At 59.3% G+C, this 14,918-nt stretch carries 17 protein-coding genes; 6 read left to right on the forward strand and 11 right to left on the reverse strand.

Features of this window, described 5'->3' with window-relative positions:
- Positions 1–9 precede the first annotated feature (9 nt).
- Complete coding sequence (locus BLW11_RS20220; RefSeq protein WP_048360676.1) at positions 10–786, reverse strand: class II glutamine amidotransferase; 777 nt, start codon at positions 784–786, stop codon at positions 10–12.
- A 36-nt stretch (positions 787–822) separates the two neighbouring features.
- Complete coding sequence (locus BLW11_RS20225; protein ID WP_048361056.1) at positions 823–1,317, reverse strand: hypothetical protein; 495 nt, start codon at positions 1,315–1,317, stop codon at positions 823–825.
- 100 nt (positions 1,318–1,417) lie between these two features.
- Here BLW11_RS20225 and BLW11_RS20230 point away from each other — a divergent pair, with 100 nt between their 5' ends.
- Positions 1,418–3,463, forward strand: coding sequence for a S9 family peptidase (locus tag BLW11_RS20230; RefSeq protein ID WP_048360675.1), 2,046 nt, complete (start codon positions 1,418–1,420; stop codon positions 3,461–3,463).
- A 143-nt stretch (positions 3,464–3,606) separates the two neighbouring features.
- On the opposite strand, the gene BLW11_RS20235 is transcribed toward BLW11_RS20230, so the two are convergent.
- On the reverse strand, positions 3,607–3,900 hold the full coding sequence (locus BLW11_RS20235; RefSeq protein WP_048360674.1) for a hypothetical protein: 294 nt from the start codon (positions 3,898–3,900) through the stop codon (positions 3,607–3,609).
- Between the two features lie 82 nt (positions 3,901–3,982).
- On the opposite strand from BLW11_RS20235, the gene BLW11_RS20240 reads away from it, so the two are divergent.
- The 3 genes from BLW11_RS20240 (at position 3,983) to BLW11_RS20250 (ending at position 5,752) form a co-directional block, all read left to right on the forward strand.
- A complete protein-coding gene (locus tag BLW11_RS20240) occupies positions 3,983–4,669 on the forward strand; it encodes a spermidine synthase (protein WP_048360673.1) in 687 nt (228 codons plus the stop codon).
- 53 nt (positions 4,670–4,722) lie between these two features.
- The gene (locus BLW11_RS20245; RefSeq protein ID WP_048360672.1) at positions 4,723–5,097 is read left to right on the forward strand and encodes a YajD family HNH nuclease; all 375 of its coding nucleotides are present in this window, start codon (positions 4,723–4,725) and stop codon (positions 5,095–5,097) included.
- A gap of 187 nt (positions 5,098–5,284) precedes the next feature.
- Positions 5,285–5,752, forward strand: coding sequence for an RNA methyltransferase (locus BLW11_RS20250; RefSeq protein WP_048360671.1), 468 nt, complete (start codon positions 5,285–5,287; stop codon positions 5,750–5,752).
- Here BLW11_RS20250 and BLW11_RS20255 read toward each other — a convergent pair.
- From BLW11_RS20255 to BLW11_RS20290, 8 genes are all read right to left on the reverse strand, one after another.
- Positions 5,749–6,801: an AI-2E family transporter gene (locus tag BLW11_RS20255; RefSeq protein WP_048360670.1), complete on the reverse strand. Its 1,053-nt coding sequence runs from the start codon at positions 6,799–6,801 to the stop codon at positions 5,749–5,751. The two genes, BLW11_RS20250 and BLW11_RS20255, sit on opposite strands and share 4 nt — an antisense overlap.
- A gap of 74 nt (positions 6,802–6,875) precedes the next feature.
- Complete coding sequence (locus BLW11_RS20260; protein ID WP_048360669.1) at positions 6,876–7,694, reverse strand: DUF4892 domain-containing protein; 819 nt, start codon at positions 7,692–7,694, stop codon at positions 6,876–6,878.
- Positions 7,695–7,839: 145 nt separating this feature from the next.
- On the reverse strand, positions 7,840–8,694 hold the full coding sequence (locus BLW11_RS20265) for an alpha/beta hydrolase (RefSeq protein WP_048360668.1): 855 nt from the start codon (positions 8,692–8,694) through the stop codon (positions 7,840–7,842).
- Between the two features lie 12 nt (positions 8,695–8,706).
- The gene (locus BLW11_RS20270; RefSeq protein ID WP_048360667.1) at positions 8,707–9,507 is read right to left on the reverse strand and encodes an alpha/beta fold hydrolase; all 801 of its coding nucleotides are present in this window, start codon (positions 9,505–9,507) and stop codon (positions 8,707–8,709) included.
- A gap of 112 nt (positions 9,508–9,619) precedes the next feature.
- Positions 9,620–10,063 (reverse strand): hotdog fold thioesterase, encoded by a 444-nt coding sequence (locus BLW11_RS20275; RefSeq protein WP_048360666.1) that lies wholly within the window; start codon positions 10,061–10,063, stop codon positions 9,620–9,622.
- Positions 10,064–10,188: 125 nt separating this feature from the next.
- Positions 10,189–10,638, reverse strand: a complete 450-nt coding sequence (sixA, locus tag BLW11_RS20280; protein WP_048360665.1) for a phosphohistidine phosphatase SixA — start codon at positions 10,636–10,638, stop codon at positions 10,189–10,191.
- Positions 10,635–10,967 (reverse strand): DUF4389 domain-containing protein, encoded by a 333-nt coding sequence (locus BLW11_RS20285; RefSeq protein ID WP_048360664.1) that lies wholly within the window; start codon positions 10,965–10,967, stop codon positions 10,635–10,637. Before BLW11_RS20285 ends, sixA begins: the two co-directional genes overlap by 4 nt.
- Before the next feature lie 18 nt (positions 10,968–10,985).
- On the reverse strand, positions 10,986–12,011 hold the full coding sequence (locus BLW11_RS20290) for an NAD(P)H-dependent glycerol-3-phosphate dehydrogenase (protein ID WP_048360663.1): 1,026 nt from the start codon (positions 12,009–12,011) through the stop codon (positions 10,986–10,988).
- 251 nt (positions 12,012–12,262) lie between these two features.
- On the opposite strand from BLW11_RS20290, the gene BLW11_RS20295 reads away from it, so the two are divergent.
- Together BLW11_RS20295 and fabA are read left to right on the forward strand one after the other, a co-directional pair.
- Entirely contained in the window at positions 12,263–14,161 is a 1,899-nt protein-coding gene (locus tag BLW11_RS20295; RefSeq protein WP_048360662.1) for a response regulator, read from the forward strand.
- Between the two features lie 238 nt (positions 14,162–14,399).
- Positions 14,400–14,915, forward strand: coding sequence for a 3-hydroxyacyl-[acyl-carrier-protein] dehydratase FabA (fabA, locus tag BLW11_RS20300; protein ID WP_017529299.1), 516 nt, complete (start codon positions 14,400–14,402; stop codon positions 14,913–14,915).
- Positions 14,916–14,918: the final 3 nt, after the last annotated feature.

Genomic DNA, 14,918 nt, shown 5'->3' on the forward strand with positions numbered 1-14,918 from the left:
CGCCCATCCTTATTCGGTTGTGCCCTGGACGACGCATTCGCCGCGTCGCCACAGGCTCCACTGGCCCGGCTCGTAGCGGGTCCAGGTTTCGTTTTCAGTCAGCGGCTCGGTGGCGATCACCGTTACCACATCGTTGGGCGTGGTTTCGGCCTGAAAGTCCACGATCACGTCGATATCTTTCAGGCGTGCAGGACCAAATGGCGCGCGGCGCGTGATCTGCGCCAGCTTGGTCGAGCAGTAGCAGAACAGCCAATCGCCGTCGCTGAGCAGGCAGTTGAACACGCCTTTGCTGCGGAACTCGGCGCAGGCGGCTACAAGCACCGGCAGGATGCGCTCGACATCAACCGGCTCGGGGAAAGCTTCGCGTACCCGGTTGAGCAGGTCGCAAAACGCCGCTTCGCTGTCCGTGTCGCCGATGGGCCGGTAAAAACGTGTGCTCGGTGCCAGGTCCGCCAGTTGGCCGTTGTGGGCAAAACACCAGTTGCGCCCCCACAACTCACGCACAAACGGGTGAGTGTTGGACAGGCACACCTTGCCCACGTTGGCCTGACGGATATGGCCTATCACCACTTCGCTTTTGATCGGGTAACGCTGTACCAGCAAAGCGACCTCGGAGTCGCAACTGGCACCCGGGTCCTGGAACAGGCGCAGGCCACGACCTTCATAGAAGGCAATACCCCAGCCATCGCGGTGCGGGCCAGTACGCCCGCCGCGCAGCATCAGACCGGTGAAGCTGAACACAATATCGGTCGGGACGTTGGCGCTCATGCCCAATAATTCACACATGCTCGCACTCTCGCATTCAGGCTCGACGAAAAATAATTACAACCGCGGTTCAACCCGTGAAGATCCCGGCACAGATGACGCCGCAGCACGGCCGTAGCGATCATCGCCCGCCGAGCCGAAAGGCTGGTCATCTTCAGGATCATGCTTGCGCGCTTGCTCTGCAGCCACCGCTTGCGCCTTGCGAGCCTTGCCGGCACGCTCAATGGGCCAGCGGATAAGCACAAACACGCCGTACAGGCAAAACGCAATAATGGTGTACATCAGCAGGTCCGAGACCGCACGCCAGGCGTTGTTGCCGACTTTAAAGGCCAGGTCCAGAGCGGTAATCGCCACTGCAGGCGCAAATTTCTCTTTGACCGGATCAATAATGGTCGGGCTGAACAGCAAGACGGCCATCAACACACGCAGCGGTTCGCGCAACCAGCGCCACATGAAGCGGGTCATGCGCAACCACACGAGCAGGCAGCCCAAAGCGGCAAAGGCGTAAAGGCCCCAAGCGATCAGATAGTCGTTCTCGGTCATGGTATCCATGGTCTGCAGGCAATGAGGCGCTATGATAACGGCTTTTAGGCAGTGCGGCTGCAACGCCGTCAGCGTCACGTCCTTTCATGCAGGTTTCAGAGAACACGCAATGACCGAATCAGCCTACGCAAATAGCGCTCCTGTCGCACATAAAGTCGAGGGTTCAGACCCCTACTCGTGGTTACAAAATCGCGATAGCGATGAGGTTTTAGACTATCTGAAAGCCGAGAACGAGTATCAGGAGGCACAGCTGGCCGACCAGGCCAACTTGCGTGAGACGCTGTTTCAGGAGATCAAGGGACGAATCCGCGAGACCGATCTGTCGCTGCCCTCCCCTTGGGGCCCGTATCTGTATTACACGCGCACCAACGCCGGTGACGAATACGCCCGCCATTACCGCTGCCCGCGCCCGGCCGATGACAGCCAGCAGGTCGACGAAAACGCCGAACACTTGCTGCTGGACCCGAACGCCCTGGCCGAAGGCGGGTTTATTTCCCTGGGTGCTTTCAGCATTAGCCCCGATCACCAGCGTCTGGCCTATAGCCTGGACACCAGCGGTGAAGAAACCTACCGCCTGTTTGTCAAAGAGCTGAGCACCGGCGCAGTCACCGAACTGCCCTTTGAAAACTGCGATGGCAGCATGACCTGGGCCAATGACAGCCAGACGCTGTTTTTCGCCGAACTGGACGACACCCATCGTCCGTACAAGCTATTGCGCCACACCCTGGGAGAGGCAGGCGCACACGAAGTTTTTAATGAGCCGGACGGTCGTTTCTTCCTGCATTGCTACCGCTCAAGCTCCGAGCACCAGCTGATTTTGCTGCTCAACAGCAAAACCACCAGCGAAAGCTGGGTACTGGACGCCGATCAGCCCCGACAGGCTTTCAGTTGCCTGGCCGCGCGGGTTGAAGGGCACGACTACAGCGTCGATCACGGCCTCTATGAAGGCCAGTGGGCATGGTTTATCCGTACCAATCAGGACGGGATCAACTTTGCACTGTATTACGCCTTCGGCACTGTGCCCCAGCGCAATGACTGGCAGCGCCTGATCGCCCATAGCGACAGCGTGATGCTCGAAGGCATGACCCTGAACGCCCGGGCTTTGTGCCTGAGCCTGCGCGAAGGTGGCCTGCCAATCATCGAAATCCGCCCTGAAGGTTTGCCATCGTATCGCGTACAACTGCCGGACGCGGCCTACAGCCTGTATGTGCAAGACAGCCTTGAATTTGACAGCAAGCACATCCGCCTGCGCTATGAGGCACTGAATCGCCCGGCACAAGTGCGCCAATTGACCCTGACCACGGGCGAGCAGAGCGTACTCAAGGAGACCCCGGTTCTGGGGCCGTTCAATGCCGATGATTACGTCAGCCAGCGCCTGTGGGCCACTGCACCCGATGGCACTCAGGTGCCGATCAGCCTGGTGATCAAGCGCGACGCGCTTGGCCAACCCGCCCCGCTTTATCTGTATGGCTACGGCGCCTATGGCGAAAGTCTGGACCCATGGTTTTCCCATGCCCGCTTGAGCCTGCTGGACCGCGGCGTGGCGTTTGCCATCGCCCACGTGCGTGGCGGTGGCGAGCTGGGTGAAGCCTGGTACCGCGCCGGCAAGCAGGAACACAAGCACAACACCTTCAGCGACTTTATCGCCTGCGCAGAACACCTGATCGATCAGGGCCTGACCCGCAGCGAACAACTGGTCATCAGCGGTGGCAGTGCCGGTGGGCTGCTGATTGGCGCCGTGCTCAATCAACGCCCGGAGCTGTTCAAGGCGGCCATTGCCGAAGTGCCGTTTGTGGATGTACTGAACACCATGCTCGACCCGGACCTGCCGCTGACCGTCACTGAATATGACGAATGGGGCAACCCGCAAGAGCCTGAGGTTTACGCACGGATCAAGGCTTACGCGCCGTATGAAAACGTCACGGCCCAGGCATACCCGGCGATGCTGGTGATAGCCGGGTACAACGACAGCCGCGTGCAGTACTGGGAAGCCGCCAAGTGGGTCGCCAAACTGCGCGCCACCAAAACCGACGATCATCTGCTGCTGCTCAAGACCGAGCTGGATGCCGGCCATGGCGGCATGAGCGGGCGTTATCAGGGCTTGCGCGATGTGGCGCTGGAATATGCGTTTGTGTTCAAGGTGCTGGGAATTTGACAGCCCCGCGATAACCCCCCTTTTCAGCGGCCAGAGATACTTCAACCGTGGGAGCGAGCCTGCTCGCGAAGATCATTCGCGAGCAGGCTCGCTCCCACGGGGGGCTTGACCGGAAACAAAGCATCTACAGCATCGATGAACGATCAATCCTGGGGGGTTTTGCCCTTCGAGTCTTTAACTTCAAGCCCTGTCAACGGCTGGTCCTTGGGCGGTTGCGGCAGATCAATCGGTGGCAGCGGGATCAGGCTGGCGCTCCCTGCAACCGGTTTTGGCACGGCGCGGGGAGTGATCTGCGGGTACGGGGTTGGCGTGGCAGTGCCGGGTGAACCCGGTGCCGGCGTCACCGGGGCGCTCGGAACAGGGGTTAATTCCGCTGCCTGGGCTGCACTTATCAAGAGCGCGCTCCACACAATGGCCGTTAGAATAGTGCGTTTCATCAATCACTCCGTTGCCAGACCGGCTTGTCTGCCCTCAGGCTACTCGTAACCTGCGGTTTTTGCCCCCTTCAATGAGATTTCCATGAAACGTTTTGTTTTGCTCGACACCACTCCGATCCCCGAAAACGGCGGTGCCTTGTGCCTGTTCGAGTATGGCGAAGACTTCGTGATCAAGATTCAGGGCGGTGACGGCGGCCAGTTAATGAACACCCGCATGCACGGCTCCGAAGATGCACTGGCCGAGATCCCTTGCCGCAAAGTCGCCGGGCGCCCGCAGTCGCGGGTACTGATCGGCGGCCTGGGCATGGGTTTCACCCTGGCCTCGGCACTCAAGCATCTGGGCAAGACTGCCGAAGTGGTGGTCGCTGAGCTGGTACCCGGCGTGGTTGAGTGGAATCGCGGCCCGCTGGGCGAAAAATCGGGCAACCCGCTGCAAGACCCGCGCACAGTCATCCGCATGGAAGACGTGGCCAATGTGCTGCAAGCCGAACCCAATGGGTTTGACGCCATCATGCTCGACGTCGACAACGGCCCCGAAGGCCTGACCCAAAAAGCCAACAGCTGGCTGTACTCGGCCGGTGGCCTAAGTGCCTGCGCCAAGGCCCTGCGGCCAAAAGGCGTGCTGGCGGTGTGGTCGGCCAGCGCCGACAAGCAGTTCTCGGACAAGCTTCGCAAAGCCGGTTTCAAGGCTGAAGAAGTTCAGGTGTTCGCCCACGGCAACAAGGGCACACGGCACACGATCTGGATTGCAGAAAAAATCAAAGGCTGAGCAACAGCTAAACTTCACGACATAACCGTCATTTGTCCTACAAAGGTGAACCCATGAGTTCAGCGAATCCACCCTCCCACACCGCCAAGCTGGACCGCATCCTGGCCGATGCCCAGCGTGACCGTGAAATGGGCTACCGCGACAAGGCCCTGAAGATGTACCCCCACGTGTGTGGCCGTTGCGCCCGCGAGTTTGCCGGCAAGCGCCTGAGCGAACTGACCGTGCACCACCGTGACCACAACCATGACAACAACCCGCAAGACGGCTCCAACTGGGAGCTGCTGTGCTTGTATTGCCATGACAACGAGCACTCGCGCTACACCGACCAGCAGTACTTTTCGGAAGGCTCCACCAGCAGCCCGACAATCGCCAAAGCCACGCACAACCCGTTCGCGGCGCTGGCAGGCTTGATGAAAAAAGACGAGTAACGTTTTTTGTAGCCGCTGCCGCAGGCTGCGACGGGTTTGGCGCGCAACTGCGACGCCGCAGCCCTGGCCCTTGAAGGGCCTGCGGCCCTTATCGCAGCCTGCGGCAGCGGCTACAGATACCGAGCACACCTTAATTGTTTGACCAATACCGTATACTCGCGTCTTTTTTTCGTAAAGGCTCGGGCACGTGGCAAATAAACGGTACAGCTGCATTGGTTTGTATAACCCCAAATCACCGGAAAACGTCGGCTCGGTGATGCGTGCGGCTGGTTGCTATAACGTGGCATCGGTGTTCTACACCGGCAAGCGCTATGAACGCGCCCGTGATTTCGTCACCGATACCAAGAAAGTCCATCAGGACATTCCTTTGATCGGCATCGACGACCTGAAAAAAATCATCCCGCTGGGTTGTATTCCGGTCGCCGTAGAAATGGTCGAGGGCGCACGCTCTTTGCCTGAGTACACGCACCCGGACCGGGCGATCTACATTTTTGGCCCCGAAGACGGTTCGCTCGGCAAAGATGTGCTGGAGTGGTGCGAAGACGTGATTTACATCCCGACCAATGGCTGCATGAACCTCGCAGCCACGGTCAATGTGGTGCTTTACGACCGTTTGGCCAAGGGCAATAACACCCGCTCCGGGCCCAAGTTCTAAACGGCCTTGTCTTTGTTCTGCTGGCTGGAGCTCCAGTCCACCAGCAGGCTATAGGCGATGGCGAGCAAGGTAGGGCCGATAAACAGGCCAATAAAACCAAAGGCAATCAAGCCTCCAAACACGCCGAGCAAGACAATCACCAGCGGCAGGTTGCCGCCACGGCTGATCAGGTAAGGCTTGAGCACGTTATCGACACCGCTGATGATCACCGTGCCCCATATCCCGAGAAAGATCGCCATCCCGTAGTCGCCCTTCCAGGCCAGCCAGGCCGTGGCAGGAATCCAGATCAGCGGCGGCCCCATCGGAATCAGGCTGAGCAGGAACGTTGCCAGCCCCAGCACCAGTGCACCGGGTACACCCGCGATGTAAAAGCCGATCAGCGCCAGCAATGCCTGGGCAGCTGCGGTACCAATCACACCGTTGACCACACGCTGCACGGTGCCTGAAACCAGGTCCTGATAGTAATCGGCACGATCACCGATCAACCGCACAAGCAGACCGTGCACGAAGCTCGCCAGGCGCGGGCCGTCACGGTAGAAAAAGAACACGAACACAATACTCAGCGTCAGCTCAAGAATGCCGCCGCCAATCTGTGCGCTTCGGGCCAGGAACCAGTTGCCCACCTGCCCCAAATAAGGCTTGACCGCCAGGAGCATGGCAGCGCCCTGCTCGTCGATGGTGTTCCAGATACCCACCAGCCGCTCGCCAACCAATGGAATACCCGCGAGCCAGGTCGGAGCCTCAGGCAAGCCTTCAAGCTGGACATCCTTGATCAGGGTCGTGGCGTCACGCACATGGTCGGCCAGGTTGAACCCCAGCCACACCAGCGGCACGGCCACCAGCAGCATCCAGCCCAGGGTCAGAATGCCCGCGGCCAGTGTTTCACGCCCCTTGAGCACTCGCGTCAGCAGGCGCATCAGCGGCCAGCTGGCAAACGCCAGCACGGCGCCCCAGAACAAGGCCGACCAGAAAGGAGCCATCACCCACAGACTGGCACCGAACAACACCAGGAGCAGAATTTGCACCAGCAGGCGATCGTTATTGAGCATGTATGTTCCACAGAAGATTCAGAAATCGAAGAAGGACGACGACTACGCAGAGTGTAGTCGTCGTTTACAAAGGTTTAGCGTAGCAACTCGATATGCAGACCCTTGGCCTGATCATTACCCAGTTCCATTCTGGCGGCCCTTACACCGCTGTTGATCAGCGCATCGCGCCAGGCGGAGGCCTGGGCACCGGTCAAACTGACCCTGGAGGTCGCATCAAGGTTCAATGCCCTGGCGATCAAGGTCAGCCACTGGGCATCCGGCTCGCCTGTGAGTTTGGGGAAGTCCAGCTCGCCGGTGCTCTTGAGCTGGCGCTGCAAGGTGGCAGAGGTGGGCAACAGCACACCCAGATCGGCGTTGGCCTGCATTTGCTCGACATGCAGATAGGCTTTGCGATTGCCCCGATTGATGCCGTACAAGGCCACCAGCTGGTTCTGCTCGGGGGCTGCACGACGCAGCAACAAGTAGGTTTGTTGTTCATCGGAACCGACCAGCTTGGAGTTGCCGAACACTTCATTGGCCCACAGGCTGCTTTCACCACAGTCGCGTGCCTGGCACCAGAACAGCAATTCGGCACCTTGTTCCTGCAACGCTTCACGGGCAGCGGTAAAGGCTTCAGTGGCGCTGTGTTCCGCAGGCAGCTCGTAGGTCACGGCCGTGGTCTGGCCACGGGAGTTGACCTGCCCCTCAAATCGCAAGCGGCCGCTGATCTTGCGGATCGAGCCCATCGGGTAAATGCGTTCAACATCGGGCTGCACAACGTAATCGACAATTTGCGCGTCCGCGAGCCGCGGCACGCCTGGCAAATCAAGGCTGCCAGGCACATCGCCAGCCCACAGTAACGGGCTCAGACAGCTCAAGCCCAGCGCACAGATAAAACGATTGGGTATTCTCATCGGCGTACTTCGCCCAGAGGTAACCTGTGATTCAGCATCCACACGATAGAGACCGGATGGCCTTTCGGGGTCGCAGCGGCGTAGATATCTATCATGGTTGTCTCCCATTTCAACCCGCCAAGCCTCGGCAGTTGGCCGCCGCAAGTCAAGGAACGGCGAAGAACCGATTGAAACAGTCTGCAACAAGGATTGCCCCGGCTTCGTCATTCAGGTGCAAATGATGGCCACCGGCTAACCGTTCCAGAGTGAAGGGTAGACGATCCAGCAGCTCGGGATGGCTGGCGAGCATGCCCTGCTCCGCCACCACCAGCGTCGTAGGGCAATTGACCCGCCGGATGAAAGACATGGCCTGTTCGTCAGTCATGCGCAACGGTGTCGGTAATGTCAGACGGCTGTCGCTGCGCCAGCTGTAACCTCCGGGCACCGGCATCAAACCGCGCTGGGCCAGCAGTTCTGCTGCTTCACGACTGACGGCGACCACGCCTTTCATGCGCGCTTCAACGGCTCGATCGAGGGTCGGATGCACCGACTTGCGTTTGTGCTCCAGGCCGAGCTGAGCCTGCAGGGCCTGGCCCATGCGCTCGGCGGTATCACCTTCGGGGCCGCTGCGCAGCACGATGCCATCTATCAGCGCCATGTGGGTCACGCGCTCCGGGAATGACCCGGCAACCACCACTGACACAATCGCCCCCAGCGAATGCCCCAGCAGTGCAAATCGCTCCCAGCCCAATTGCTCGGCCACGCGCAATACATCAAAGGCATAATCGGCCAACGCATACCCTGCACCACGCGGCCGATGATCGGAGTGGCCGTGGCCGGCCAGATCCAGCGCCACAATACGCAAACCCGACAGCTTCGGCGCCAGCCGGGCGAAGCTGTTGGCGTTGTCCAGCCAACCGTGCAGGGCAATCACGGGCAGGCCGTCTTCTGGCCCAAAGATGTGCGCTGCCAGTTCGATATGGGGCAGGCTCAAGCGAATTTCTTCAACCACAGGGCTCATGCAAAGTGCTCTTTAAAGGCCGGGATGACGAAGCTCCCAGCGGGCAAAAATCTGTTTCAGCAGGCTGGCGGTGTCTTGTGGCTGCTCCAGCGGGAACATGTGCCCTCCCGGTACGATCAGCGACTCGCCGTTGGGCATGCGCGCCACGGCCTTGGCATGGTGGCTCATGACCACACGGCTGTCGCGCCCACGCACCACGGTCAGCGGCACTTGCAACTTGAAAGCCCGGCCAGGGCTTGTGTGAGGAACACTGCGGTAGATGTCGATCTCGGTTGCCGGGTCGAAGCTCAACCGCAAGCGGTCGTCGACAGGCTGTAATCCGTGTTCCAGATAGGCGTCGAAGCAATCAGGGTCAAAGCTGCGAAACAGCGATTTGCCTGCAAAATAGGCCCGTGCCGCTTCGCGGTCGGCAAACTCTTCGCGCCGCCCCAGAGTGCGACCGGCCGGGGTCAGGCGATCGATCAGGCCAAAACGCTTGGCCGCACGGATGACCCACCGATCGGTACGTGTCAGCACCGGTGAATCCAGCATGACCACGCCCTTGTACAGATGCGGGCAGCGGATCGCCGCATGCAGGTGCAGCATCCCGCCCAACGAATGGCCAACACCCAGCACGGGCTCATTTTGCTGTTGCAGGTGAAAAATCAGCTCATCAACGAGGTTGTGCCAGTTGTTGTCCACTGGAAAGCGCGGGTCATGCCCGTGCTGCGGCAGATGGGTCACATCGAAATCCGGCGCAAGGGCACTGAACAACTTCCCATACGTGGCCGAAGGGAAGCCATTGGCATGGGCGAAAAAAATCTGCCGAGACATACAAGGCGTCCAAATGCGGGAGGTATTTCGTATTGTCTGCAGGAAGATTCTTCATATCAATGACCGTATGCGCCATGAGTGACGACAATACGGCCATTATCTGGCCGTTTGATCACCGAACTGGTGGGGTTTCGCCCAAGGGAACAACAGCGATGGTCAGGCGGGAAATGCAACTGAGTTTGCCGCTGTCATCGCTCAGGCGGATATCCCAGACATGGGTAGTGCGCCCCATGTGCACCGGGCGTGCCACGGCACTCACCCGGCCGCTGCGCACGCCACGCAGGTGATTGGCGTTGACCTCAAGGCCCACGCAATAAAATTTTTGGGTATCGACACACATGAAGCTGGCCATCGAGCCGAGGGTTTCGGCCAGGACTACTGACGCGCCGCCATGCAACAGGCCGAAAGGTTGGTGGGTACGATGATCGACCACCATGCTCGCTGTGATGGAATTGTCATCGAAGGCATCGAAGGTGATGTCCAGCACGTCGCAAATCGTGTTTTTGCGCATTTCATTAAGGCGCGCCAGGTCTGGCGGGGTAGTCCACAAGATCATGTGCTCATTCCTTGGTCAGTGAATGTGGTGGCGGCGCAATGGACCTTCGACGCAGGCGTCAAAATGCCATTAATCCGCCCCCAACTATCTTTCACTATGACCGGGATGTGCAACCGTCAGCATGATCAGGGGTGATGCACACTGAGCAACGTCATGCTGCCGGCCAGCGGCCATTCACCTTCAAGCTCCACCAGGCTGGCCGTCTGCATGGGCTGGGGCTGACGCAGGTTGCCGTGCAGCAACAGGCTGATCAGCTCGCCAACAAACGGCTGATGGCTGACCAGCAGCACATTGCCCGTATCCGGCAGTTTGCCGAGAGCGTACTTGGGCTCGCTTTCAGGCGTCAGCCACGGCACGGTGACAAGCACGGATGTAAAACCCAGGGTCTTGCGCACCAACTCGGCGGTCTGCTGAGCCCGCACGTAAGGGCTGACCAAAATGCTGTCCAGCGGCTGGCCAATCAGCCGGGCTGCGCTGTGCAGCACCTGCTCACGGCCGTGAGCCGTAAGTTCGCGCTCGGCATCTCGCCGGGCGTGTGGCTCGGCTTCGCCATGGCGCAAGATCCAGAGTTTCATGGCTTGGTCTCATCGCTGTTGGCTGCTGCCCCATAAGGAGCTTCACCTTCTGGCGCCCGTGCAGCAGGCCAGTCGGCAAACGGCCAGGGTTTTTGCTCGGTGTGAAAGCTGCCAAAACGCCCTATCTGCGCCAGATACAGGCTCAGGCTGTCACCAAAGTTCATCAGCCCGCCATTGGGAGCACCGTAGACCACCCGGTAAACCAGTTGCACCAGGACCAGCCCGCCGAGCACCAGTTGCGCAACTTGCCAGATAAAGAAAAAAACCAGCATCCACAGCACGCGCAACACGAGGGACTCGTACTTGGGTGCGTTTTTAGTACCGTTCATGTGCAGCTCCTGTCGTGCTCAGTTGAAACCACTGGTGGAGATAAAGTCGACATCCGTCTTGGGTTCGCCGCGCATCAACTGGCCGATCACCTGATCCAGGGTGTAACCCTCGAACAAAATGGCATGCAGCCCTGCAACCAACGGCATGTAAACGTTCAGTTCCTGCGCCTTGGCCTTGAGCACCTTGAGGGTATTCACGCCTTCGGCCACTTCGCCCAAGCTGGCGACCGCGTCCTCCAGGCTCAACCCCTGCCCCAAGGCAAACCCGACCTGATAGTTGCGGCTTTTGGGCGATGAGCAGGTGACGATCAAATCGCCTACACCGGCCAATCCGAGAAAGGTCATCGGGTTAGCACCCTGGCTGACGGCAAACCGGGTCATTTCTGCCAAGGCCCGGGTAATCAGCATGCTCTTGGTGTTCTCACCCATGCCCAGCGCCACAGCCATCCCGGCAATGATCGCGTAAACGTTTTTCAACGCCCCGCCCAGTTCCACCCCGAACCGGTCGGCACTCGCATAGACCCTGAAGGTACGGCCATGCAGTGCTGCCTGAACGCGGCTGCAAAGGTCTTCATCGGCACTGGCGACGACGGTGGCGGTCAGGGCATGCTCAGCGACTTCGCGCGCCAGGTTGGGCCCAGACAACACCCCGATACGGGCTTGCGGAGCGATTTCTTCAAGGATCTCGCTCATCAGCTTGAAACTGTGCGCTTCAATGCCTTTGGTCAGGCTGACCAACATTTTGCCGCTCAAGCGCTCGGCGTGTGCCGCCAGCACACTGCGCAAGGCACTGGACGGCAATGCCACGAAACACAGTTCGCAGGCATCGAGCGTCGCCTGCAGGTCGGTAACCGGCTCGACCCCGGGATGAATCTTGATGCCTTTAAGGTAACGAGGGTTTTCTCGATTGAGGCGAATCGCCTCGGCTTGGTCGGGGTCGCGCATCCACTGATGTACACGATGACCGTTCTCTGCCAGCAAGTTGGCCACGGCGGTGCCAAAGCTTCCGCCTCCCAAGACCGCAATAGCGTGCTGTTCAGTCATATGCAATCCCGTTTTCCATCTAGCAGTGGCAATGGCGGCATTATACGGAGCACATCCCCCGCGACCAGCCCCTTGGCACATGGATGCCTTTGACTGAAAAAGTGCAGCACCTCGGTTAACATGCGCCTTGGTACTCACATCCAGGAAGCAGCCCGGCTGCGCATCATGATGAACAACTTGAAGTCACGGATGACAACTCATATGGGCGATGCATCCACCAGCCTGCGGCTGACTCACGGAGCTCTCTGCCCATGATGGCCCGCAGCCGGTGGGATATCCACACACGCACCCAAATGATGAGCCTGGGCCCGGCCTTGTTGTTGACCTTGCTGTTGATCAGCTTTTTTACTTTCGTACGCATCCAGGATTTGCGTCAGGAGCTCAATCACACAGGCCAACTGATCGCCAACCAATTGGCACCCGCAACCGAATACGGGGTCATCACCGGTAACACCCCGGTCCTGGAAAACCTGATTAAAGCCTCGCTGAACATCCCTCACGTTCAGTTCGTACAGGTACAAGGCCCTGCAAACGATGTGCTGGCTCACGCCGAACACCCAACCGCCAGCATCGATCAAGGGTCACAGATTGAAGTGTTCCAGGCCACTGTACGGCTGCAAAAGAGCCCCTCAGGCGGCTTTCTGTTGCTGAGCAACGGCCAGACACCCGCTCCGGCAGAAGATTATCTGGGCCGGGTACTGGTCGGCATGTCCAGCGATGCGTTCAGCACGCGCCAGCAGGAAATCCTGCTCAAGGCCATGATCCTCGCGCTGTTTGCGCTGGGTTTCACCTATCTGCTGGCCAAGCGCCTGGCATCCAACCTGTCCAAGCCCATCAGTGACATGAGCGATGCGGTCAAGGCTATCCAGCAAGGCGACTACAAGGCCCCTTTGCCGGTGGTCGACGATGGCGAGCTGGGCAGCCTGGCCCATCACATCAACAACCTGGCCGAAGGCCTTGAGCAGGCCAGTCGCGAGCAGCAGACCGCCATGGCGCAACTGATCCAGGCCCGCGAAGAGGCCGAGCGGGCCAACCGGGCCAAAACCGACTTCCTGGCCATGATGAGCCACGAACTGCGCACCCCCATGAACGGCGTGCTTGGGATGCTGCAACTGCTCGAAACCACGGAGATGAGCGAAGAGCAGGCTGAATATGCCGCCCTCGCGTCCGAATCAACCGAGCACTTGCTCAAGGTCATCAACGATATCCTCGACTTCTCGCGTATCGAACGCTCGACGCTGGAACTGGAGCACATCCCCTTCAATCTCGCCGAGCTGGTCAGCAACTGCGCTCAGGCGTTCCAGCACAACGCCGGACAACGCGGCCTGCACTTGCAGTTGACCATCCCTGAAGGTTTGCAAGACTTGAACGTGCTGGGCGACCCGACCCGCATCCGGCAAATCCTGGTCAATCTGGTGGGTAATGCCCTGAAGTTCACCGAGCATGGCCAGGTCAGTATCGAGCCGCTTTGGCAGGTGCTGGATCACGAGCTGATCTGGTTTACCTGTGCCGTACGCGACAGCGGGATCGGGATCAGCACCGAAAAACTGGATTCAATGTTTACCGCCTTCCAGCAAGCCGACAGCTCGATTTCACGACGCTATGGCGGTACCGGGCTGGGCCTGCCCATCGCCCGCACACTGGCCGAGCGCATGGGAGGAACCCTGCATGCCACGAGCGAAGAGGCACATGGCTCGGTGTTCACCCTGGAAATTCCGCTGGAACTGCACCAGCCGGTGACGCTCAACCAGCGCCCGGAACCTGAGGATGACCCGACCTGTACCCAGGGGCGCAGAGTACTGCTGGTGGAAGACAACCCGGTCAACCAGACCGTGATTGAAGCCATATTGAGCAGCCTGGGATACGAGGTGAGCGTGGTCAGTGATGGCGCGCAAGCCATTCATTACGCCAACACCGAGCGCTTCGCCGCCATTTTGATGGACTGCCGGCTGCCGATCATCAACGGCTACGAGGCCACCCGGCAGATCCGCCAACTGCCCGGCTGCCTGACCCTGCCCATCATTGCCTTGACCGCCAACGCGTTGCAGGGTGATCGGGAAACCTGCCTGCAGGCCGGAATGAACGATTACCTTGCCAAGCCGTTCAAACGAGCTGATCTGGAACAGATCCTGCTGCGCTGGGTCCAGTAACTTATGGCTAATTACTGGCGTTAAACACAAAAGTGCGGCAGTCTTAGGCACCCGAATGGGCCCCTTAACCGGCCTGATTTAAATTTTCAGTGCACAAGTGTACATTCTTGCCCTTTGCGCTGTGACTTTCACTACAACGCAATAGTCTATGTGTAGGCTGGCGAACTGGAACGCATATGTTTCAGTTGGTCGGGAAGATTTGCCCCACCCTGCCGCATGGGATTATTGAGGAGCTCGCATGACCAAACAAAACGCCTTTACTCGGGAAGATTTGCTGCGCTGTAGCCGCGGCGAGCTGTTCGGCCCAGGTAACGCGCAACTGCCCGCCCCTAATATGCTGATGGTGGATCGCATCACCCATATCAGTGAAGAGGGTGGCAAGTACGGCAAAGGTGAATTGGTCGCCGAGCTGGATATCAACCCGGACCTGTGGTTTTTCGCCTGCCATTTCGAAGGCGATCCGGTGATGCCAGGTTGCCTGGGCCTCGACGCCATGTGGCAGTTGGTCGGCTTTTATCTGGGCTGGCAAGGTCTGCCGGGCCGCGGTCGTGCCTTGGGTTCGGGCGAAGTGAAGTTCTTTGGCCAGGTCCTGCCGACCGCCAAAAAAGTGACTTACAACATTCAAATCAAGCGCGTCCTCAAGGGCAAACTGAACCTGGCAATCGCCGATGGTTCGGTGACTGTAGACGGTCGCGAGATTTATACTGCCGAAGGCCTTCGGGTCGGCGTATTTACTTCCACTGACAACTTTTAAGGG

It is taken from the genome of Pseudomonas deceptionensis (genome assembly GCF_900106095.1).
In the GTDB taxonomy this organism is placed as follows: domain Bacteria; phylum Pseudomonadota; class Gammaproteobacteria; order Pseudomonadales; family Pseudomonadaceae; genus Aquipseudomonas; species Aquipseudomonas deceptionensis.